General features: G+C 67.6%; 15 protein-coding genes. 11 read left to right on the top strand and 4 right to left on the bottom strand.

From position 1 onward, the window contains the following. Positions 1-76 precede the first annotated feature (76 nt). The 5 genes from O1Q03_RS28935 (at position 77) to O1Q03_RS28955 (ending at position 5,875) form a co-directional block, all read left to right on the top strand. A complete protein-coding gene (locus O1Q03_RS28935) occupies positions 77-502 on the top strand; it encodes a peptidase (RefSeq protein ID WP_269507459.1) in 426 nt (141 codons plus the stop codon). A 264-nt stretch (positions 503-766) separates the two neighbouring features. Next, positions 767-1,471 carry a response regulator transcription factor gene (locus O1Q03_RS28940; protein WP_269507460.1) on the top strand — a complete coding sequence of 235 codons (705 nt, stop codon included), beginning with the start codon at positions 767-769 and terminating at the stop codon, positions 1,469-1,471. Beyond that, positions 1,468-2,826, top strand: coding sequence for a FecR family protein (locus O1Q03_RS28945; protein ID WP_269507461.1), 1,359 nt, complete (start codon positions 1,468-1,470; stop codon positions 2,824-2,826). Before O1Q03_RS28940 ends, O1Q03_RS28945 begins: the two co-directional genes overlap by 4 nt. A 10-nt stretch (positions 2,827-2,836) precedes the next feature. After that, entirely contained in the window at positions 2,837-5,224 is a 2,388-nt protein-coding gene (locus O1Q03_RS28950; protein WP_269507462.1) for a CHASE2 domain-containing protein, read from the top strand. Between the two features lie 36 nt (positions 5,225-5,260). After that, the gene (locus tag O1Q03_RS28955; RefSeq protein ID WP_269507463.1) at positions 5,261-5,875 is read left to right on the top strand and encodes a DUF4136 domain-containing protein; all 615 of its coding nucleotides are present in this window, start codon (positions 5,261-5,263) and stop codon (positions 5,873-5,875) included. Positions 5,876-5,938: 63 nt separating this feature from the next. Here the strand turns inward: O1Q03_RS28955 and galU are convergent, their stop codons facing one another. After that, complete coding sequence (gene galU / locus O1Q03_RS28960) at positions 5,939-6,823, bottom strand: UTP--glucose-1-phosphate uridylyltransferase GalU (RefSeq protein WP_269507464.1); 885 nt, start codon at positions 6,821-6,823, stop codon at positions 5,939-5,941. Positions 6,824-6,910: 87 nt separating this feature from the next. Beyond that, a complete protein-coding gene (locus O1Q03_RS28965) occupies positions 6,911-9,778 on the bottom strand; it encodes a valine--tRNA ligase (protein ID WP_269507465.1) in 2,868 nt (955 codons plus the stop codon). A 370-nt stretch (positions 9,779-10,148) separates the two neighbouring features. Between O1Q03_RS28965 and O1Q03_RS28970 the strand changes: the two genes are divergently transcribed. From O1Q03_RS28970 to O1Q03_RS28985, 4 genes are all read left to right on the top strand, one after another. After that, on the top strand, positions 10,149-10,487 hold the full coding sequence (locus O1Q03_RS28970) for a T6SS effector amidase Tae4 family protein (protein WP_269507466.1): 339 nt from the start codon (positions 10,149-10,151) through the stop codon (positions 10,485-10,487). Then, on the top strand, positions 10,484-10,909 hold the full coding sequence (locus tag O1Q03_RS28975) for a type VI secretion system amidase immunity protein Tai4 (protein ID WP_269507467.1): 426 nt from the start codon (positions 10,484-10,486) through the stop codon (positions 10,907-10,909). The genes O1Q03_RS28970 and O1Q03_RS28975 overlap by 4 nt, the downstream gene beginning before the upstream one ends. Positions 10,910-11,052: 143 nt before the next feature. Then, positions 11,053-13,416: a UvrD-helicase domain-containing protein gene (locus O1Q03_RS28980; RefSeq protein WP_269507468.1), complete on the top strand. Its 2,364-nt coding sequence runs from the start codon at positions 11,053-11,055 to the stop codon at positions 13,414-13,416. Next, complete coding sequence (locus tag O1Q03_RS28985; RefSeq protein ID WP_269507469.1) at positions 13,413-14,210, top strand: 5'-methylthioadenosine/adenosylhomocysteine nucleosidase; 798 nt, start codon at positions 13,413-13,415, stop codon at positions 14,208-14,210. The genes O1Q03_RS28980 and O1Q03_RS28985 overlap by 4 nt, the downstream gene beginning before the upstream one ends. A 78-nt stretch (positions 14,211-14,288) precedes the next feature. Here O1Q03_RS28985 and O1Q03_RS28990 read toward each other — a convergent pair whose 3' ends face one another. Then, positions 14,289-15,530, bottom strand: a complete 1,242-nt coding sequence (locus O1Q03_RS28990) for an MFS transporter (RefSeq protein ID WP_269507470.1) — start codon at positions 15,528-15,530, stop codon at positions 14,289-14,291. Between the two features lie 416 nt (positions 15,531-15,946). Here O1Q03_RS28990 and O1Q03_RS28995 point away from each other — a divergent pair, with 416 nt between their 5' ends. Both O1Q03_RS28995 and O1Q03_RS29000 read left to right on the top strand, forming a co-directional pair. Further along, complete coding sequence (locus O1Q03_RS28995) at positions 15,947-17,620, top strand: methyl-accepting chemotaxis protein (RefSeq protein ID WP_269507471.1); 1,674 nt, start codon at positions 15,947-15,949, stop codon at positions 17,618-17,620. A gap of 172 nt (positions 17,621-17,792) precedes the next feature. Continuing rightward, entirely contained in the window at positions 17,793-18,833 is a 1,041-nt protein-coding gene (locus O1Q03_RS29000) for an EpsG family protein (RefSeq protein WP_269507472.1), read from the top strand. Positions 18,834-18,869: 36 nt separating this feature from the next. On the opposite strand, the gene O1Q03_RS29005 is transcribed toward O1Q03_RS29000, so the two are convergent. After that, positions 18,870-19,745, bottom strand: a complete 876-nt coding sequence (locus tag O1Q03_RS29005) for an efflux RND transporter periplasmic adaptor subunit (RefSeq protein WP_269507473.1) — start codon at positions 19,743-19,745, stop codon at positions 18,870-18,872. Positions 19,746-19,750: the final 5 nt, after the last annotated feature.

Here is a 19,750-nt window from a genome sequence, read left to right on the forward strand (position 1 = left end):
GCGCCGGCCACGGTGCGTCTACGGAGCGGGCTCGGGGGCCATGCCTGACGCTGCCGTCGTACAAACGGGGAGAGGCATGTCCTTCAGACCAGGGACCATTCGAAGTCCGTCCGCAGCGGAATGCATTGCGCCCGCACGTGCGGCGGGGTTGAGCCGCATCGAGCTCGACCCGCAACGGGATCGCCACGCGCGTGCCGCGCTGGAGGCGTATGCCGATTCGGCGGCAGCCGAGATGCCGTGGCTGGCCGAATCGCTCGCCGAGCGGCTGCGCGACGCCGCGCAGCACGACGGCTCGGGCTTCACGTATTGCAATGCGACGGTCGAGCGGGTGTTCGATCTCGCGCAGGCATGGGCGGCGAGCCAGCCCGACTATGCGGCGACGGCGTGGGAGCGCGTGCGCACCGAACTCACGCGCATGCTCATGCAGCCGGCATGGCGCCGGCGCGCGGCGGCCGACGATCTGGCCGAGGCGGCGGTAGCCGGCATGGCCGGTGCAGACTAGGCGGGCGATCGCGCAACGGAAGGATTATTCGAAGGAAGTGCCGTAGCGCGCGCAATTTGCTGGCGAATTTCATACTACTATATGAAATCGCCGGTTTGTCCGTGCCCCGTTTTTGAGATTATCTTGCCGGGGCGCCGTATCGCGCCCGTTGCGCGGCGGCGAGCGACGGCTCCCGGTCGAGGTCGGAAGCCGCGCGCGTGCCGCGCGGCGCGGTGAGCGTGCGGGGCTGTTACAGGACGAATCGATTTCGATTTGCGGGGTGCTATGAGAATTGCTGTACTGGATGACGATCCGGCCCAGACGGATTTCGTCGGTCAAACGCTGACGGCCGTCGGCCATACGTGCTATGCGTTCAAGGAAGGCAAGGCCCTGAAGAAGCGTCTGCAACGCGAGACGTTCGATCTGCTGGTGCTCGACTGGAACGTGCCGGACATGTCCGGCGAGGAAGTGCTCAAGTGGGTGCGGGCCAACCAGACCGAGCACAGCCTGCCGATCATCTTCATGACGAGCCGTGACGACGAGGCCGGCATCACGCAGATCCTGAACGCCGGTGCCGACGATTACGTCGTCAAGCCCGTGTCGGGCCCGATCCTGCGCGCGCGCATCGGCTCGCTGCTGCGCCGCGCGTATCCGGTCGCCGCCGAGGCGACGGTGCGCGAATTCGACCAGTTCCGCTTCGACGTGAACCTCAAGCAGGCGTACGTCGGCGACAAGGCCGTGAGCCTCACGCAGAAGGAATTCGAGCTCGCGCTGCTGCTGTTCCAGCACCTCGACCGGCCGCTGTCGCGCGCGCACATCCTCGACCTCGTATGGAAGCAGGCGACCGACATTCCATCGCGCACGATGGATACGCACATCTCGATGCTGCGCACGAAGCTTGGCCTGCGCCCGGAGAACGGCTACCGCCTCGCGCCGATCTACGGCTACGGCTACCGGCTCGAACGGGTCGGCCAGGGGGAACCGGAGTGACCACGCGAATCACGCGGCGCACGGGCACCGTGCGCACGGCGGCGCTGCGCGCGGCTTGCGCGGTCGCGTTTGCGTGCGCGGCCCAGCACGCCGGCGCGCAGCCGCCCGCGGCGGCGGGCAAGATGGTCGTCTACCGCACGCAGGCCGGCGACACGCTGTACGACGTCGCCGCGCGCTACCTGCAGGGCCCGGACGACTGGCAACTGCTGCAGCAGATCAACGGCGTGCCCGCGCCGAAGCACCTGCAGCCCGGCGTCGCGCTGAAGCTGCCCGCCGCCCGGCTGCGCAAGGAAAAGCTGACCGCGCGCGTCGTCGCGGTGCAGGGCACGGCCGAACGCGCGTCCGGCGACACCTACGCGCCGCTCGCCGACGATGCGACGCTCGCCGAAGGCGACCGCGTACGCACGGGGCCGAACGGGTTCGTGACGCTCGAGCTCGCCGACGGCACGCACATGAGCCTGCCGCCCGACAGCCAGCTCGACTTGAAGACGCTGCGCCGCACCGTGCTGACCGGTACGCTCGACCGCGAGTTCGAACTCACGCGCGGTTCGGTCGACAGCGAAGTCACGCATTTGAAGAAACGCGACGACCGCTTCCAGATACGTTCGCCGTCGGTCGTGGCCGGCGTGCGCGGCACGCGGTTCCGCGTGAACTACGACGCGTCCGGCAACGCGTCGACGCGCGTCGAAGTGCTCGACGGCACCGTCGGCGTCGCGGGCAAGCGGCAGCCGGGCCCGACGCTCGTGCATGCGAACTTCGGCAGCGTCGCGACGTCGTCCGGTGCGGTCGGCGCGCCGGTCCAGCTGCTGCCGGCGCCGGCGCTCGCGCATCCCGACAAGGTGCAGGACGAGCCCGACGTGTCGTTCGAGATCACCCCGCAGGCCGATGCGCACGCGTATCGGCTGAACCTCGCGCACGACGCGGGGATGCTCGACCTGTTCCGCGAAACGCGCACCGATTCGCCGCGCGCGGTGTTCCGCGACGTGCCGAACGGCACGTATTTCGTGCGGATCGCCGCGATCGACGCCAACGGCCTCGAAGGCATGCCGCGCACCTACGCGTTCGAGCGGCGCCAGATGGGGCTCGACGCGAGCGCGTCGCCCGGCGCCGCCGGCTACGAATTCCGCTGGTCGCCGAACGGTTCGGGCAAGGATGCGCGCTACCGGTTCGTGCTGTCGCGCTCGAAGGACCTGAGCGCGCCGGTCGTCGACCAGGTCGGCCTCGAGACGCGCAAGATCACGATCGCGCACCTGCCGCCCGGCGACTACTACTGGGCGGTGACGGTGGAGGAGTTCGAGGGCGGCAAGTTCTATCAGAAGACGAGTCCGGTCGGCGCGTTCACGTTGTCGCGCTGACCCGCGGCGCATGAAACCCGACTCCGTTTCTCCGCGGCGGCACCTCGGCCGCCGCTTTCTGATCGAGTGGATCGCGATCGGCTCCCTCGGGATCGCGGTGATTCTCGGGTGCGCGCTCGGCCGGATGTCGTCGAGCGTCGACGGGCTGATCTACGACCGGCTGCTGATGCTGCGCAGCCTGCCGCTGTCGCCCGACGTCGTCGTCGTCGATATCGACAACCAGAGCGTGTCGGCGCTCGGCCGCTGGCCGTGGCCGCGCAGCATTCATGCGCGGCTGCTCGACACGCTGGCGCGCGCGCAGCCTGCGGCCGTCGTCTACGACGTGCTGTTTACCGAGCCGTCGGCCGAAGACCGCACGTTCGCGGACGCGATGTCCCGCGTGCCCACTTTCCTGCCCGTGCTGCTGCGCCCCGAACAGGCGGACGGCACGCGCACCGTCGATCCGCCGGTGGCGGAGCTTGGGGCGCGCGCGAGCGGGCTCGGCCACATCAATCTCGAAGTCGATCCCGACGGCATCGTGCGCAGCGTCGCGCTGTTCGAAAGCGACGGCCGCGTGCGCTGGCCGCAGCTGACGGTGCCCGTATACCGCGCGATCCAGGCCGGCCGGCTGCATCCGGTTGGCGGCGCGCCGGGCCCGAACGTGCACGACCTGTCGCGCGACGCGGCGGGCGAAGGCCGTTACCTGATCCCGTTCAGCCGCAATACGCCCGCGTATCCGACGCTGTCGTTCGACGACGTGCTCGAAGGGCGCGTGAAGCCCGACGCGCTGCGCGGCAAGATCGTCGTCGTCGGCGTGACGGCGTCCGGGCTCTACGACCGCTTCGCGACGCCGGTGTCCGGCGATTTCGGTCCGCTCGCCGGCGTGTACATCCATGCCAACGTGCTCGACATGCTGACGACCGGCAGCGCGATCTCGCCCGCGTCGCCCGCCGTGATCCTTGCCGCGTCGCTGCTGCCGCTCGCCGTGCTGCTGGGCGGTTTCCTGATGCTGTCGCCGTGGCGCGCGCTGCTGTTGACGCTGAGCCTCGCCGCGCTGACCGTGGTCGCGAGCATGGCGTTGCTGTTCGAGGCGCGCGTGTGGCTGTCGCCCGCGCCCGCGATCTTCGGGCTGATCGCCGTGTACCCGATCTGGAACTGGCGGCGCCTCGAAATGACGATGTCGTACCTGCGTCGCGAACTGCAGCGGCTCGCCGACGAGCCGCACCTGCTGCCCGAGGCGCCGCGCACGCGCAACGTCGGCGGCGACGTGCTCGAACGCCAGATGGCGCTGATGGCGCAGGCCGCGCAGCGCGTGCAGGACATGAAGCGCTTCGTGTGGGACAGCCTCGACAGCATGCCCGAGCCGATCTTCGTCACCGATCTGGCCGGTACCGTGCTGATCGCGAACCACGCGGCGAAGCGCTACGGGTCGCGGCTGTCGCTGCCGCTGCCGGAAGGGCGGCCGCTGCGCGCGGCGCTCGGCGAACTGATCTTCATGAAGACCGTCGACGGCAATCCCGAACACGACGTCGCGATCCGCGAACACTGGCCGGCCGCGCTCGACCCGACGTTCGAGGCCGAGCACGACGCGATGGCGCGCGGCATCGAGGTGCGCGATCGCGACGGCCTCGACCATCTGCTACGCTACGCCGCGTGTACGAACGCGCAGGGCCACGTGACGGGCTGGATCGCCGGCCTCGTCGACGTGACGGAGCTGCACGCGGCCGAGCGTCAGCGCGAGGAGGCGCTGCACCTGCTGTCGCACGACATGCGCTCGCCGCAGTCGTCGATCCTTGCGCTGGTCGGGATCGAGCGCGATCGCGTCGAATCGGACACGATGCGCGCGCTGCTCGCGCGGATCGAGCGCTATGCGCATCGCGCGCTGTCGCTCGCCGACGAGTTCGTGCAACTGGCGCGCGCGGAGTCGCAGGTGTATCAGCTCGAGGCGACGAGCGTCGTGGACGTGCTGATCGACGCGAGCGACGAGGTCTGGCCGCAGGCGCAGGCCAAGCGCATCCGCATCGACACCGACGTCGGCACCGACATGTGCTGGATGCGCGCCGATCGCTCGCTGATCACGCGCGCGTTCGTGAACCTGCTGAACAACGCGGTCAAATACAGTCCGTCCGACACGGTGATCACGTGTACGCTGACGGTCGAGCACGCATCGAAGCGGATGTTCTGTACGATTCGCGATCAGGGGTACGGCATCGCGCCGGAAGATCAGCGGCATCTGTTCGAGCGTTTCAAGCGATTCCATGCCGGCGAGCGGCCCGAGATTTCGGGGTCCGGGCTCGGCATGGCGTTCGTGAAGACGGTCGTCACGCGCCACGGCGGCAGCGTGACGGTCGACAGCGAAGTGGGGGTGGGCACCGCGGTCACGGTGTCGCTGCCCGCGATCGACGAGCCGTCCGCCTGACAGGGCCGGGCACGACGGCAGCATTTGGGGAAAGTCATGAGAAAGGAATGGGCAGCGGCCGCGCTGGCGGCGTCGCTGTTGACGGGGTGCGCTGGCGTCACGACCGGCGTGAGCGCGCTCGGGCAGCCGAACGGGTTCGCGTTCGGTGCGCACGGCTACGAAGTCGTCCGCACGGCCGCTCAGGCCGGCGATCCCGAATACGGGCGGATCGAGACGCTCGTGCGCGACGAACTCGCGCGCCGCGGCTTCGACGCGCAGTCGCCCAACGACGCGGGCTACCGGCTGTCGATCGCGTACGCCACGCAACCGGCGTCGGTCGCGGCGACCGCCGAGCGCTGCGGCGCCGCGAGCAGCGCATGCGTGACCGTCGATGGGCCGGCGCCGTTCCCGCTGCCGTTCGCGGGCAGCGTGTATCGCCACGTGCTGACGCTGCGCTTCGTCGATGCGAAGTCGGGGGCTGACGTCTACCGTGTGTCGGCGTCGCTGCGCGACCGCGACCCGGGCACGCAGGCGGCCGCGCCGGCGCTCGTGAGGAGCGCGCTCGCGAAGGTGCCGTTCGAGCCGGGCAGCGGCTGGCTGGTCAAGACGAAAAAAGACGACGCGGGCGCGATGCCGGGCGTCGTCTCGGTGAAGCCGGCCGCTGCGCGCTGACGCGGCGACCGTAACAGGAAAGCGGGCCGGGCCGCCGTGCAGGCGAGGCCGGCCCGTGCGCGTTCAGGCGTCCGGTTGCCCGTTGGCGCGCGTGCGCAGGTACGCGTCGAACTCGGTGCCGACTTCCGGGTGGCGCAGCGCAAATTCGACCGTCGCCTTCAGGTAGCCCAGCTTGCTGCCGCAGTCGTAGCGCGTGCCCTGATACTTGTAGGCCAGCACCTGCTCGTCGGCGAGCAGCGCCTGGATCGCGTCGGTGAGCTGCAGCTCGCCGCCCGCGCCCGGCTTCAGCGCGCGCAGGTGTTCGAAGATCCGCGGCTTGAGCACGTAACGGCCGACCACGCCGAGGTTCGACGGCGCGACTTCCGGCGCGGGCTTCTCGACGATCGCCGACATCTTGACGATCGACTCTTCCCACTCCTTGCCGTCGACGATCCCGTACGATTTCGTTTCCGACGGCGGAATCTCTTCCACGCCGATCACCGAGCTGTGATAGTGGTCGAACACGTCGACCATCTGCTTCATCACGGGCGGATTGCCGTCGAGCAGGTCGTCCGCGAGGATCACCGCGAACGGGTTGTCGGCGACGAGCTTTTCCGCGCATAGCACCGCGTGGCCGAGGCCCAGCGCTTCGGGCTGACGCACGTAGAAGCAGTCGACGTGGCTCGGCTTGATGCTGCGCACGAGTTCGAGCAGCTTTTCCTTGCCGCGCGCCTCGAGTTCGGCCTCGACCTCGTACGACTTGTCGAAGTGATCCTCGATCGCGCGCTTGCTGCGCCCGGTCACGAAGATCATCTCGGTAATGCCGGCGGCAATCGCTTCCTCGACCGCGTACTGGATCAGCGGCTTATCGACGACCGGCAGCATTTCCTTCGGGCTCGCCTTCGTTGCCGGCAGGAATCGCGTGCCGAGGCCGGCAACGGGGAATACCGCCTTGGTGACTTTCAACATGATCGAACCTATATTCCTGTAATCGGCTTGTCAGACAGTCCATGTTCACGTCCCCATTATAGTGAACGCAAACGACCTTACCGTTTGTTACGCAGGCAACCGATCGAGCTGCGCGCGCAGCTTGTCCAGCGTGCTCTGGAACTCGGCGACGCGCTTTTGCTCCTGCTCGACCACGGCCGGCGGCGCTTTCGCGACGAACGCCTCGTTGCCGAGCTTCGCATTGCACTTCGCGATCTCGCCCGTCAGGCGCGCGATTTCCTTCGACAGGCGCTCGCGCTCGGCCGCGACGTCGATCTCCACCTTCAGCACCAGCTTGTTCGGGCCGACGATCGCGATCGGTGCGCCGTGCGCTTCCTTGTCGAGGGCCGCTTCGTCCGCGAGGATCTGCACTTCCGACAGGCGCGCGAGGGCCTGAACGTAGGGCGCGAACGAGCGCAGGCGCTCGGCGTCGCCGGCTGCCAGCAGCGGCACCTTGGTGGCCGGCGACAGGTTCATCTCGCCGCGCAGGTTCCGGCATGCGTCGACGATCGCCTTCAGGTCGGCCGCCCACTGTTCGGAGGCCTCATCGAGCTTCTGCAGGTTCGCGACCGGATACGCCTGCGTCATCAGCGACGCTTCGCCCTCGGCCTTGCCCTGCGGATAGCGGCCGGCGAGCGGCGCGACCTTCTGCCAGAGCGCCTCGGTGATGAACGGGATGACCGGGTGCGCGAGGCGCAGCACCGTCTCCAGCACGCGCAGCAGCGTGCGGCGCGTCGCGCGCTGCTGTTCCGGCGTGCCGTTCTGGATCTGCACCTTCGCGAGTTCGAGATACCAGTCGCAGTACTCGTCCCACACGAACTTGTAGATGCTGCTCGCGACGTTGTCGAAGCGGTAATCGGCGAAACCCTTCGCGATGTCGGCTTCGGTACGCTGCAACAGCGACACGATCCAGCGGTCGGCCGCCGAGAAGTCGAGGTAGCCGCCCGGGCCGCAGTCGCCCGCGCCGCACACTTCCGGCTTGTCGGCGCCGCAGTCGTGGCCTTCGCAGTTCATCAGCACGAAGCGCGTCGCGTTCCACAGCTTGTTGCAGAAGTTGCGATAGCCTTCGCAGCGCGCGAGGTCGAAGTTCACGTTGCGGCCGAGCGTCGCCATCGACGCCATCGTGAAGCGCAGCGCGTCCGTGCCGAACGCGGGGATGCCGTCCGGGAATTCCTTGCGCGTCTTCTTCTCGATCGTCGCGGCCTGCTTCGGGTTCATCAGGCCCGTCGTGCGCTTCGCGACCAGCGTGTCGAGATCGATGCCGTCGACGATGTCGATCGGGTCGAGCGTGTTGCCCTTGCTCTTCGACATCTTCTGGCCTTCCGCGTCGCGCACGAGGCCGTGCACGTAGACGGTGTGGAACGGCACCTTGCCGGTGAAGTGCGTCGTCATCATCACCATCCGGGCGACCCAGAAGAAGATGATGTCGAAGCCGGTGACGAGCACCGACGACGGCAGGAAATGCTGCAGTTCAGGCGTTTCGTTCGGCCAGCCGAGCGACGAGAACGGCACGAGCGCCGACGAGAACCACGTGTCGAGCACGTCCTCGTCGCGCTTGAGCGCGCCCGTATAACCCTGCGCGGCGGCATGAGCGCGTGCGCCTTCCTCGTCGCGCGCGACGAACACCTCGCCGTTCTCGCCGTACCATGCGGGAATCTGGTGACCCCACCACAGCTGGCGCGAGATGCACCAGTCCTGGATGTTCTCGAGCCACTGGTAGTAGGTGGTCGTCCAGTTTTCCGGCACGAACTTGATCTGGCCGCTGCGCACGACGTCGAGCGACGTTTCGGTGATCGACTTGCCCGGGTTGAACGTGCCTTCCGGCGCCGGCTTCGTCATCGCGACGAACCACTGGTCGGTCAGCATCGGCTCGATCACGACGCCCGTGCGGTCGCCGCGCGGCACCATCAGCTTGTGCGGCTTCACCGAATCGAGGAAGCCCTGCGCGTCGAGGTCGGCGACGATCGCCTTGCGCGCGTCGAAGCGGTCGAGGCCGCGATACTGCTCGGGGCCGTTGTCGTTGATCTTCGCGTCGAGCGTCAGGATCTCGATCGGCGCGAGCTTGTGGCGCAGGCCGACCTGATAGTCGTTGAAGTCGTGCGCGGGCGTGACCTTCACGACGCCCGTGCCGAATTCGCGATCGACGTAGTCGTCGGCGATCACCGGGATCTCGCGGCCCGTCAGCGGCAGCGTGACGAGCTTGCCGATCAGGTGCGCGTAGCGCTCGTCTTCCGGGTGAACCATCAGCGCGACGTCGCCGAGCATCGTCTCGGGGCGCGTGGTGGCGACCGTCAGCGAGCCCGAGCCGTCGACGAGCGGATAGCGGATGTGCCACAGGTGGCCGTTTTCTTCCTCGCTGACGACTTCGAGATCCGACACGGCGGTCAGCAGCACCGGATCCCAGTTGACGAGGCGCTTGCCGCGATAGATCAGGCCCTGTTCATACAGCGTGACGAACACGTCGCGCACGGCGGCCGACATCTTGTCGTCCATCGTGAAGTATTCGCGCGACCAGTCGGTCGACGCGCCGAGGCGGCGCACCTGGCCGGTGATCGTCGAGCCGGACTGCTGCTTCCATTCCCACACGCGCTCGACGAACTTCTCGCGGCCGAGGTCGTGGCGCGACACGCCCTGCGCATCGAGCTGGCGCTCGACGACGATCTGTGTCGCGATCCCCGCGTGGTCGGTGCCCGGCACCCACAGCGTGTTCTCGCCGAGCATCCGGTGGTAGCGGGCGAGGCCGTCCATGATCGTCTGGTTGAACGCGTGGCCCATGTGCAGCGTGCCGGTGACGTTCGGCGGCGGCAGCTGGATCGCGAAATCGGGGCGCGCCGGGTCGAATGCCGGGGCGGCATAGCCGCGTTTTTCCCACTCCGGCCCCCATTGGGACTCGATGGTGTGGGGTTCGAAACTCTTCGCCAGCGTGTTGTCGCTCATGGTTGGAAATTTGCCGAAAAATGCTTGTTGGAGACTTGAACCGCTCATTATAAATCGCCAGGCGTCGAGTGAGCCGTTCGCGGCTTACAGTCAATTCGTACGTGTCCAATTGCCGACGCGTGTTGGGAGGGCTAAGTTGCGGGTCTGGCCGCGGGTTCGAGTCAGGCGTCGGCTCCCTGCCGCACCGGTCCGCCGCCACGTAAGGAGAATGGAGTGATACGACCGACATTTGCCGCCGCGTGGGCGGCGTCGACGAGGATTTACGATCCGGCCCGTTTCGGGCGAGAGAGTGGCACAGGTGATAGGGGGCAGCGTCGCTGCGCATATCCGGGATAAAAAGAACCCTTGGCGGAACACATGCGCGGTTCGTATGAGCTATATCCTGAATGAAGCTGGCGTAATCGTCCCGTTCATGTCGGGCAAGACTAGACAAGGAGCCGATCGCCGGCACTATTTCTATCGTGTCAGAGATGTTGTCTCGTTTCTGAAAGTTGTTTGGGGCGCGCCCCAACTCGTTGCCTATCCTCCGAGTGGTGGGGGCTCACTGGCGGGGAAATCTGGTCTTATCCTTTTCGAGGTGCATGGGTGGAGTGACGCCAGCGGCCATGCGACACTTTTCAATGGACGCCAGTGCTACGACGCTTGTTATTTCAACGAGCCGGAGGCGAACTATCGCACTAGCCGCGCTTATTTCTGGGCGCTCAAATGAACATTTTTCGGGTGGTCTGCGCCGTCGCGCTATGTTCGGCACTGTCTGCCGAAGCAGCCGATTCCGTCATGGCCGTGCGGCGCACCAATGCGGAGAATTACAAGGACAGGGCGTTGGCGGCGTGCCTGTCGATCGCTTACCGAGGATCGCCGGCAGGCAAGGATGCCGATATCACCAAGAGTGCGTTCCTGGAATGGACTTATTACGATGAGGAACAAGGCGATCGGGCGGTCGAGCGGCTTGCAGAACACTATTTGCGCCGCGATTACGGCAATCCCGTGGAAGGTTACGCCGGGGCAAAATTTGCTCTGCTGAAATGCCTGGACCTGTATCACGGCCCCGAGCTCGACGAACAAGTTCGCCGGTATGTCCCTCATCCCGACTGGATCGGCGACAAACCTGCTGCCCCGCGCAGGAAATAACGCGGGTTACGCGTGCCGAAGCCGTCGCCGGCGGGGAAGGCGGCCTTGTTGGGCCGCGATGCCACATCGGTCGCCCACGGTATCGCACACGCCGGACTTATAATGGCGGGTCCGCATTTTTCTCGCACGTCCGCTGCCGCTCCATGCCCGATCTGCTCGCCAATCTGAACCCTGAACAATACGCCGCCGTCACGTTGCCGAACGAACCGGCGCTGATCCTCGCGGGGGCGGGCAGCGGCAAGACCCGCGTGCTGATCACGCGGATCGCGTGGCTGATCCAGCAGGGCTATGCGTCGCCGCCCACCGTGCTCGCCGTCACCTTCACGAACAAGGCCGCACGCGAGATGATGGCGCGGCTGTCGGCGATGATGCCGATCGACACGCGCGGAATGTGGATCGGCACGTTCCACGGGCTGTGCAACCGGATGCTGCGCGCGCACTACCGCGACGCCGGGCTGCCGCAAACCTTCCAGATCCTCGACACGGCCGATCAGCTGTCCGCCATCAAGCGGCTGATGAAGGCGGCGAACGTCGACGACGAGAAGTATCCGCCGAAGAACGTCCAGTACTTCATCAACAACGCGAAGGAGCAGGGGCTGCGTCCCGACAAGGTCGACGCGTCCGACAACTTCAACCGCAAGTTCGTCGAGCTGTACCAGGCGTACGACCAGCAGTGCCAGCGCGAGGGCGTCGTCGACTTCCCCGAGCTGCTGCTGCGCTGCTACGAGCTGCTCGCGTACAACGCGCCGCTGCGCGCGCACTACCAGGCGCGCTTCAAGCACATCCTCGTCGACGAGTTCCAGGACACCAACAAGCTGCAGTACGCGTGGCTCAAGCTGCTCGCGGGCGGCCAGAACGCGATCTTCGCGGTCGGCGACGACGACCAGTCGATCTACGCGTTCCGCGGCGCGAACGTCGGCAACATGCGCGACTTCGAAGACGAATTCCGCGTGCGCAACCTGATCAAGCTCGAGCAGAACTACCGGTCGCACGGCAACATCCTCGACGCGGCCAACCAGCTGATCTCGAACAACTCGCACCGCCTCGGCAAGAACCTGCGCACCGACGCGGGCCACGGCGAGCCGGTGCGCGTATACGAAGCCAGCACCGATGCGCAGGAAGCCGGCTGGATCGTCGAGGAAATCCGCTCGCTGATCAACACCGGGATGTCGCGCAGCGAGGTCGCGGTCCTGTATCGCAGCAACGCGCAGTCGCGTGCGATCGAGCACACGCTGATGACGTCCGGCATTCCGTACCGCGTGTACGGCGGCCTGCGCTTCTTCGAGCGCCAGGAAGTAAAGCACGCGCTCGCCTATCTGCGGCTCATCGACAACCCGAACGACGACACCGCGTTCGTGCGCGTCGTGAATTTTCCGACGCGCGGCATCGGGGCGCGCTCGATCGAGCAGCTCGCGGACGCCGCACGACTGTACGACTGCGCGATGGCCGCCGCGATTCCGTACGTGACCGGCAAGGCCGGCACGAGCCTCGGCGCGTTCGCGACGCTGATCGCGAAGATGCGCGCCGAGACGCAGCAGATGAGCCTGCCGGAGACGGTCGAGTACGTCGTGCGCGCGAGCGGCCTGTCCGATTTCTACCAGGGCGAGCGCGAAGGCCAGGATCGCCTCGAGAACCTGCAGGAACTCGTGAATGCGGCCACCGCGTTCGTCAGCGAGCAAGGTTACGGGCTCGACGCGCCGGCCCGCTCGATTCCGCTGCGCGTGGGCGCGACCGCGGCGCCGGAGCTCGGCACGGACGCGAACGATCCGTCGGTCGACGTGCTCGACCCGGCACCGCTAAGCGACCCCGCCCAGAATCCCGACACGATGACGCCGCTCGCGGGCTTCCTGTCGCACGCGTCGCTGGAAGCCGGCGACAACCAGGCGCAGGCCGGCCAGGACGCCGTGCAACTGATGACGGTGCACGCGGCGAAGGGGCTCGAGTTCTCGGCCGTGTTCATCACCGGCCTCGAGGAGGGGCTGTTCCCGCACGAGAACAGCGTGCTCGAATCGGATGGCCTCGAGGAAGAGCGCCGGCTGATGTACGTCGCGATCACGCGCGCGAAGGAGCGGCTCTACCTGTCGTTCGCGCAGAGCCGGATGCTGCACGGCCAGACGCGCTACAACGTGCGCTCGCGCTTCTTCGACGAATTGCCGGAGCACGTGCTGAAGTGGCTCACGCCGAAGGTCGAGGCCGGCTCGCGCTGGGGCGGCCGTTCGGACAACGCCGGCTGGGGGCGCGACTGGTTCTCGCGGCCGGGCGGCGGCAATCGCGAGCAGATCGTCGACGCGGCGGTGTCCGCGCCGCTGCCGGCGTTCGCGGACAAGCAGCGCGCGGCCGACACCGGTTTTCGGGTCGGCCAGCAGGTGTTCCATACCAAGTTCGGCGAAGGCACCGTCACCGCGCTCGAAGGCAACGGCGCCGATGCGAAGGCGCAGGTCAAGTTCAAGCGACACGGCGAGAAGTGGCTCGCGCTCGCGGTCGCGAAACTGCAGGCGGTGGAATGATGAGCATCGACATGGTTGAAGCGGTATCGACGCGTCCGCTCGGCATTCTGGCCGCGCTGCCCGAGGAACTCGGCGACCTGATCGCCGCGATGCGCGCCGACGGCGTGATGAAGACCATCACGCTCGGCCGCCGCGATTATCACGTCGGCACCGTGAACGGCGCGGCCTGCGTCGTCACGCTCGCGCGGATCGGCAAGGTTGCGGCCGCCGCGACGGTCAGCGCGCTGATCCACGTGTTCGGCGTGTCGGGCGTCGTGTTCACCGGCGTTGCGGGCGGCGTGTCGCGCACGGTGCGCGTCGGCGACGTCGTCGTGGCCGATACGCTGCTGCAGCACGATCTCGACGCGTCGCCGCTGTTTCCTCGTTACGAAGTGCCGCTGCTCGGCGTCACGCGGTTCGCGACCGACGCGGAGCTGACAGCCCGGCTGAAGGCCGCGTGCACGCTGTTCGTCGCGGAAGAGGGCGCGCTGTTCGCCGAGCGTTTCGGTCTGGCCGGCGCGACGCTGCACGGCGGGCTGATCATCAGCGGCGACCGCTTCGTGTCGAGCGAGCACGAAGTCGTCGCGCTGCGCGACGCGCTGCCGGACGCGCTCGCGGTCGAGATGGAAGGCGCGGCGATCGCGCAGGTGTGCGCCGAGCACGACGTGCCGTTCGCGCTCGTGCGCACGATTTCCGACACGGCCGACGATCACGCGACGCAGTCGTTCTCGCACTTCCTGTCGGCGATCGCGAGCAGCTATTCGTCCGGCATCCTCAAGCGTTTCCTGGCGCTGCATGCGACGACGGCGGCCTGAAGCCGCCGCCGCATTCTCCATTCGTACCATTCGTACCATTCGACCGGCCGCGGCACGCGCGCCGCGGCCGGTCGTTCGTCACGCCTTCTTGCGCCGGCTGCTTTCGAGGTTCGGCAGGAACACCGTCAGCACGCCGATCAGCGGCAGGAACGAGCACACCTTGTAGACGAACGGGATGCTCGTCGCGTCCGCGAGCTGGCCGAGCACGGCCGCACCGACGCCGCCCAGCCCGAACGCGAAGCCGAAGAACAGGCCCGCGACCATCCCGACCTTGCCGGGCATCAGCTCGGTCGCGTAGACGAGGATCGCCGCGAATGCCGACGCGAGCACGACGCCGATGATCACGCTCAGCACGCTCGTCCAGAACAGGTTCGCGTACGGCAGCAGCAGCGTGAACGGCGCGACGCCGAGAATCGACACCCAGATCACGTACTTGCGGCCGATCCGGTCGCCGACCGGGCCGCCGATCAGCGTGCCGGCCGCCACGGCCGCGAGGAACACGAACAGGTGGATCTGCGCGGCCTGCACCGACAGGTGGAACTTGTCGATCAGATAGAACGTGAAATAGCTGTTGATGCTCGCGAGGTAGAAGTACTTCGAGAACACCAGCAGCACCAGTACGCCGATCGCGGCGAGCACGCGGCCCTGCGACAGCGTCGGATGGCCGGCCGGCGCGGCCTTCTTCTTCATCGACGGGTGCTTCTTGTACCAGTGGCCGATCTGCGTGAGCACGACCATCGCGACCAGCGCGGCCGCCGAGAACCACGCGATGCTGTGCTGGCCGTGCGGAATGATCACGAGTGCGGCGAGCAGCGGCCCGAGCGCGGAGCCGGCATTGCCGCCGACCTGGAATACCGACTGCGCGAGCCCGTGCTGGCCGCCCGACGCCATCCGCGCGACCCGCGACGATTCGGGATGGAACACCGACGAGCCGCAGCCGACGAGCGCCGCGGCCACCAGCAGCATCGGGAAACTCGACGCCATCGACATCAGCAGCAGCCCCGCGAGCGTGAAACCCATCCCGACCGGCAGCGAATAGGGCTTCGGCCGCTTGTCCGTATACAGGCCGACGAGCGGCTGCAGCAGCGATGCGGTGATCTGGTAGGTCAGCGTGATGAGGCCGATCTGCGCGAACGACAGCGCGAACTGGCTCTTGAGCATCGGATAGATCGCGAGGATCAACGACTGGATCATGTCGTTGAGCATGTGCGAGAAGCTGATCGCGCCGAGCACCGGATAGACGGTGCGCGGCGCGGATGGAGCAGACGGCTGGGCCGCGGTGGGGGCGGCGGCGGTGGCCGTATCGAGGCTGGTTTCCATGTGAGGTGAGCGAGTTGAGGTGGCGGGACGCGCTCGGATGGGGATCGGCGCGTTCGAATCATTGTTGCGTCAAAGAAGTGTAATGTGGCGCATCACGAATGTCAGGCCAACTTTTGTCGTGATTCGGACATCGCCTGCGGGCCGATGCCGGCGGATCGGCCAATCGCTCCCTTTTTTTCTGGGTATACCGCTGGCAGTACGTTCTGCCGGCAGCGGGCCGCGGCGCGGGCGGATGGGTGTTTGCCCGGACTCAAGGAATGCCGATGGCGGCCGTAGAACGACACAACGACAACACGGGCGCGCCGCGCCGGGATCGGCCACGAGCCGGACCGACGCGAGACGCGCGGCACGACGGGCCATCGCGGGAATGCCGGAACCGACCTTTCCGGCGGCGTGATCAATACGGGGAACTATCGATGAAAGCAGCATCACTGCATCCACACCCAGGTGCGGCCGGCGTCGCAGCCGACGCCACCGGGAAGCCCGCCGCACGACCTGCGCGCGCGACGCGGCGCGAACGCCGGCCGTGGACCGTCAAGGCGACGTTGCGCGCCGCGTTCGCGATCCTGCTCGCCGGCACGCTCGCGATCGGCGTGTTTTCGCTGTGGCAGATCAGCCGGCTGAACGCATCGATCGCGTCGGTCTACGAGCAGGGGCATGTCGCGAGCCGTGCGGCGGAGGAGGTGCGCGCCGAGGTGCTGCGCGCGAGCCGTGCGCAGAAGATGCTGCTGACCGCGACGACCGCGCGCGAGCGCGACGAGCTCGGCGCCGAAGTCGGCGCGGGGCTGACGTCGATCGGCAATGCGCTCGGCACGCTGCAGCGTTATGCGGATCCGGCCGACGCGGGCGACTCCGAGCGCCTGCGCGCATTCTCGATGGCGGTCGGCACGTGGAGCGGCCATCTGCGCGATTTCGTCGCGCTCGTGCAGGCGCAGCCGCTCGACCTGTCGCAGATGAACTGGCAGGTCGGCACGCAGGACGTGTCGCTGCTGGTCGAAACCGGCAAGCTCGAAAAGCTCGCTGCCGAGCTCGTGAAGACGCGCGGCGCGAAGTCGAAGGCGACGCTCGATGCGTCCGCGACGATCTTCTCGTCGTCGTTCGCGATGATCGCGGCGATGACGGCCGCGCTGATCGTGCTCGCGATCGCGATCGCGGAACGGGTCGTGCGCCGCCTTGCGTCGCAGCTCGGCGGCGAGCCCGCGTACGCGAAGGCGATTGCCGCCGACATCGCGCGCGGCGACCTCACGCGGTCGATTGCGCTCGACCGGCATGACCGCGACAGCATGGTGCGCGCGCTGGCCGACATGCAGACCGGGCTGGCCTCGACCGTACGCGAGATCGCCGTCAGCGCGGAGGCGATCGCGGCCGCGTCCGGTGAGATCTCGACCGGCAACCTCGATCTGTCGCGGCGCACCGAGCAGCAGGCCGTCGCGCTCGAGCGCACCGCGGCCAGCATGGAACAGCTCACGTCGACCGTGCGTCAGAACGCCGAGAACGCGCGACAGGCGAGTGCGCTCGCGGCCAATGCGTCGGCCGTCGCGGAGGCGGGCGGCGCAGTCGTCGGGCGCGTGGTCGCGACGATGAGCGAGATCGACGACAGCGCGAAGAACATCCGCGACATCATCGGCACGATCGAAGGGATCGCGTTCCAGACCAACATTCTCGCGTTGAACGCGGCGGTCGAGGCGGCGCGCGCGGGCGAACAGGGGCGCGGATTTTCGGTGGTCGCGGGCGAGGTGCGGCTGCTCGCGCAGCGCGCGGCGACGGCGGCGAAGGAGATCCGCTCGCTGATCGGCGCATCGGTCGAGCGTGTCGCGAACGGTGCGACGCTCGCGCACGATGCGGGCCGCACGATGGACGACGTGGTGCGCGCGGTGAAACGCGTGACCGACATCATCGGCGAGATTTCCGCGGCGTCGGACGAGCAGAGCGCCGGGATCGAGGAGATCGGCCGCGCGGTCACGCAGATGGACGCCGGCACGCAGCAGAACGCGGCACTCGTCGAGCAGGCGGCTGCCGCGGCGAACGCGCTCGACGAGCAGGCGCAGGCGCTCAAGTCGCTGGTCGGGCGCTTTCACGTCGGCCCCTGAGCTTCACCCCGTCGCGGCCGGGCCGGCCGCGACCCGCGCAGGCCGCCGGATTGGCGTCGATCGGTGATAAACCCGGCTGCCGGCTCACGCGCGATCCCCTACAATTTGCCTCACATAATTAGGGGCAGAACTCGCTGCGCGCGCGCACCGGTGCGCCGAGCCGGTCATAACAATGACAACGACGATTTACCTCATCGGGTATCTGGGCATGCTGGCGTCCGCTGCGATCGGCATGTGCGCGCGTGTCGCCGCGTGGCGGTGGCTCGCGGCCGGCATCGCCCCGGCTGCCACGTTTGCCGTGCTGCGCGGCCGCACTGGTACCGACACCGCGATCTACCAGCACATCATCGCCGGCATCTGGAGCGGCAACCTGAAGGTCGTGCCGCGCACGCTCGAACCGGGCTTCGTCTGGCTCGTGCGCGCACTCGAATGGCTCGGTCACGATCCGCGCATCGCGACGGCGATCCTGTCGCTGCTGGTCGTGATCGCGTGCGTCGCGGCGTTCGGCCGCAGCACCGAGGACGCGTGCGTATTTGCCACGCTGATCTTCCCGCTGTTCTTCTACGACATGGCGATGAGCGGCCTGCGCTACGGGTTCGCGTTTTGCGCGGCGAAGCTCGCGTCGGACGCGTGGTCGCGCAGGCGGCGCGGCGAATCGGTCGCATTCGCGGCGGCGGCGGCCGGCATGCATGTGTCGGCGGCGCTGCTCGTCGTGCTGCTGCAGATCGGAAGGCTGCGTGGAAAGCTGCGCCTGCTGCGCTATGCGGGGCTGGCCGTCGCGATCGCTGGCGTGCTGTTCGCGATGCATCACGAGGCGCTGCTCGCGAAGATCGGTCTCTATGCGGCGTTCACGCCGCCCGCGCAGATGTCGGGCAGCGCACCGCTCGTGCTGGCGTTGCTGACGCTCGCGGCCGGCTGGATGCTGCTCGCGCGCATGCCGCGCACGCTCGTGTTCCTGTTCGTCTGCGAGATCGCGAGCTTCGCGCTCGCGCGCATCAGCTATGCGGGGCTGCGTTTTCAGTGGCTCGTGCTGTTCGCGATGGGCTGCCAGTTCGTGCCGCTGCAGCGCGTGCCGGGCGTGCGGCGCCGGCACGTGATCGCGTCGCTGGTCGTGATCGGCGCCATCGGCTTCGCGCTGCGACTGCGCAACATGCTCGGCGAATACGGGCTCGGCCCGTCGCCGTTTCTGCCTTACTGGTTCTTCTGGGAATGACGCGGCCGGGCGCGGCGCGGCCCGGCCGACACGCCATTACGACTTCTTCTGGTGGTCCGGATCGATGATGACCGTGCAGGTCGTGCCCGCCGACAGCACCACGTCGGCCGGCACTTCGTCGATCCGGATGCGCACCGGCACGCGCTGCGCGAGGCGCACCCAGTTGAAGGTCGGGTTCACGTCCGCGACGAGGTCGCGGCTTTGCGGGTTGTCGCGATCGTAGATGCCGCGCGAGATGCTTTCCACATGGCCCTTCATCACGCCGCCGCTCATCAGCCGCATTTCGGCCGGTGCGCCGATCTTCACGCGCGGCAGCTTGGTTTCCTCGAAGTAGCCGTACACCCAGAACGAATGGCTGTCGACGATCGCGAGCTTCGCCTGGCCGGCCACCGCGTAGTTGCCCTTGAACGTCTGCAGGTTCGTGACGTAGCCGTCGACCGGCGCGACCACGCGCGTGCGTTCGAGATTGAGCTTCGCGGCGTCGAGCGCGGCGATCGCCTGCTGGTACTGCGCATCGGCGCTCGTCGCGCTGTGCGCCGCGTTCTCGCGGTTTTCCTTCGACACGACGAGCGCATCGAGGTCCGCGCGGCGGGCCGCGTCGTCGCGGCGCATCTGCAGTTCCGCACGACGGGCGGCCACCGCCGCCTGCGCTTGCTCGACCGCGATCTGGTAGTGCGACGGGTCGATCTGCATGATCAGGTCGCCTTTCTTCACGAGCTGGTTGTCATGCACGGGCAGCTCGACGATCGCGCCCGACACGTCCGGCGCGACGTTGACGATCTCGGCACGGACGCGCCCGTCGCGCGTCCACGGATCGTCCATGTAGTGCACCCACAGCGAGCGCCCGATCAGGATCGCGACGAGAAGGATGACGGCGGTCGCGACGAAGCCGAAGAGTTTTCTGAGCATCATGATGG

Source organism: Burkholderia sp. IMCC1007 (assembly GCF_027257875.1).
GTDB lineage: Bacteria > Pseudomonadota > Gammaproteobacteria > Burkholderiales > Burkholderiaceae > Burkholderia.

Bases quoted from the DNA above. Each gene is read 5' to 3' on its own strand.
- O1Q03_RS28935 (WP_269507459.1), top strand. From the start codon at position 77: ATGTCCTTCAGACCAGGGACCATTCGAAGTCCGTCCGCAGCGGAATGC.
- O1Q03_RS28940 (WP_269507460.1), top strand. From the start codon at position 767: ATGAGAATTGCTGTACTGGATGACGATCCGGCCCAGACGGATTTCGTC.
- O1Q03_RS28950 (WP_269507462.1), top strand. From the start codon at position 2,837: ATGAAACCCGACTCCGTTTCTCCGCGGCGGCACCTCGGCCGCCGCTTT.
- O1Q03_RS28955 (WP_269507463.1), top strand. From the start codon at position 5,261: ATGAGAAAGGAATGGGCAGCGGCCGCGCTGGCGGCGTCGCTGTTGACG.
- galU (WP_269507464.1), bottom strand. From the start codon at position 6,823: ATGTTGAAAGTCACCAAGGCGGTATTCCCCGTTGCCGGCCTCGGCACG.
- O1Q03_RS28965 (WP_269507465.1), bottom strand. From the start codon at position 9,778: ATGAGCGACAACACGCTGGCGAAGAGTTTCGAACCCCACACCATCGAG.
- O1Q03_RS28970 (WP_269507466.1), top strand. From the start codon at position 10,149: ATGAGCTATATCCTGAATGAAGCTGGCGTAATCGTCCCGTTCATGTCG.
- O1Q03_RS28975 (WP_269507467.1), top strand. From the start codon at position 10,484: ATGAACATTTTTCGGGTGGTCTGCGCCGTCGCGCTATGTTCGGCACTG.
- O1Q03_RS28980 (WP_269507468.1), top strand. From the start codon at position 11,053: ATGCCCGATCTGCTCGCCAATCTGAACCCTGAACAATACGCCGCCGTC.
- O1Q03_RS28985 (WP_269507469.1), top strand. From the start codon at position 13,413: ATGATGAGCATCGACATGGTTGAAGCGGTATCGACGCGTCCGCTCGGC.
- O1Q03_RS28990 (WP_269507470.1), bottom strand. From the start codon at position 15,530: ATGGAAACCAGCCTCGATACGGCCACCGCCGCCGCCCCCACCGCGGCC.
- O1Q03_RS28995 (WP_269507471.1), top strand. From the start codon at position 15,947: ATGAAAGCAGCATCACTGCATCCACACCCAGGTGCGGCCGGCGTCGCA.
- O1Q03_RS29000 (WP_269507472.1), top strand. From the start codon at position 17,793: ATGACAACGACGATTTACCTCATCGGGTATCTGGGCATGCTGGCGTCC.
- O1Q03_RS29005 (WP_269507473.1), bottom strand. From the start codon at position 19,745: ATGATGCTCAGAAAACTCTTCGGCTTCGTCGCGACCGCCGTCATCCTT.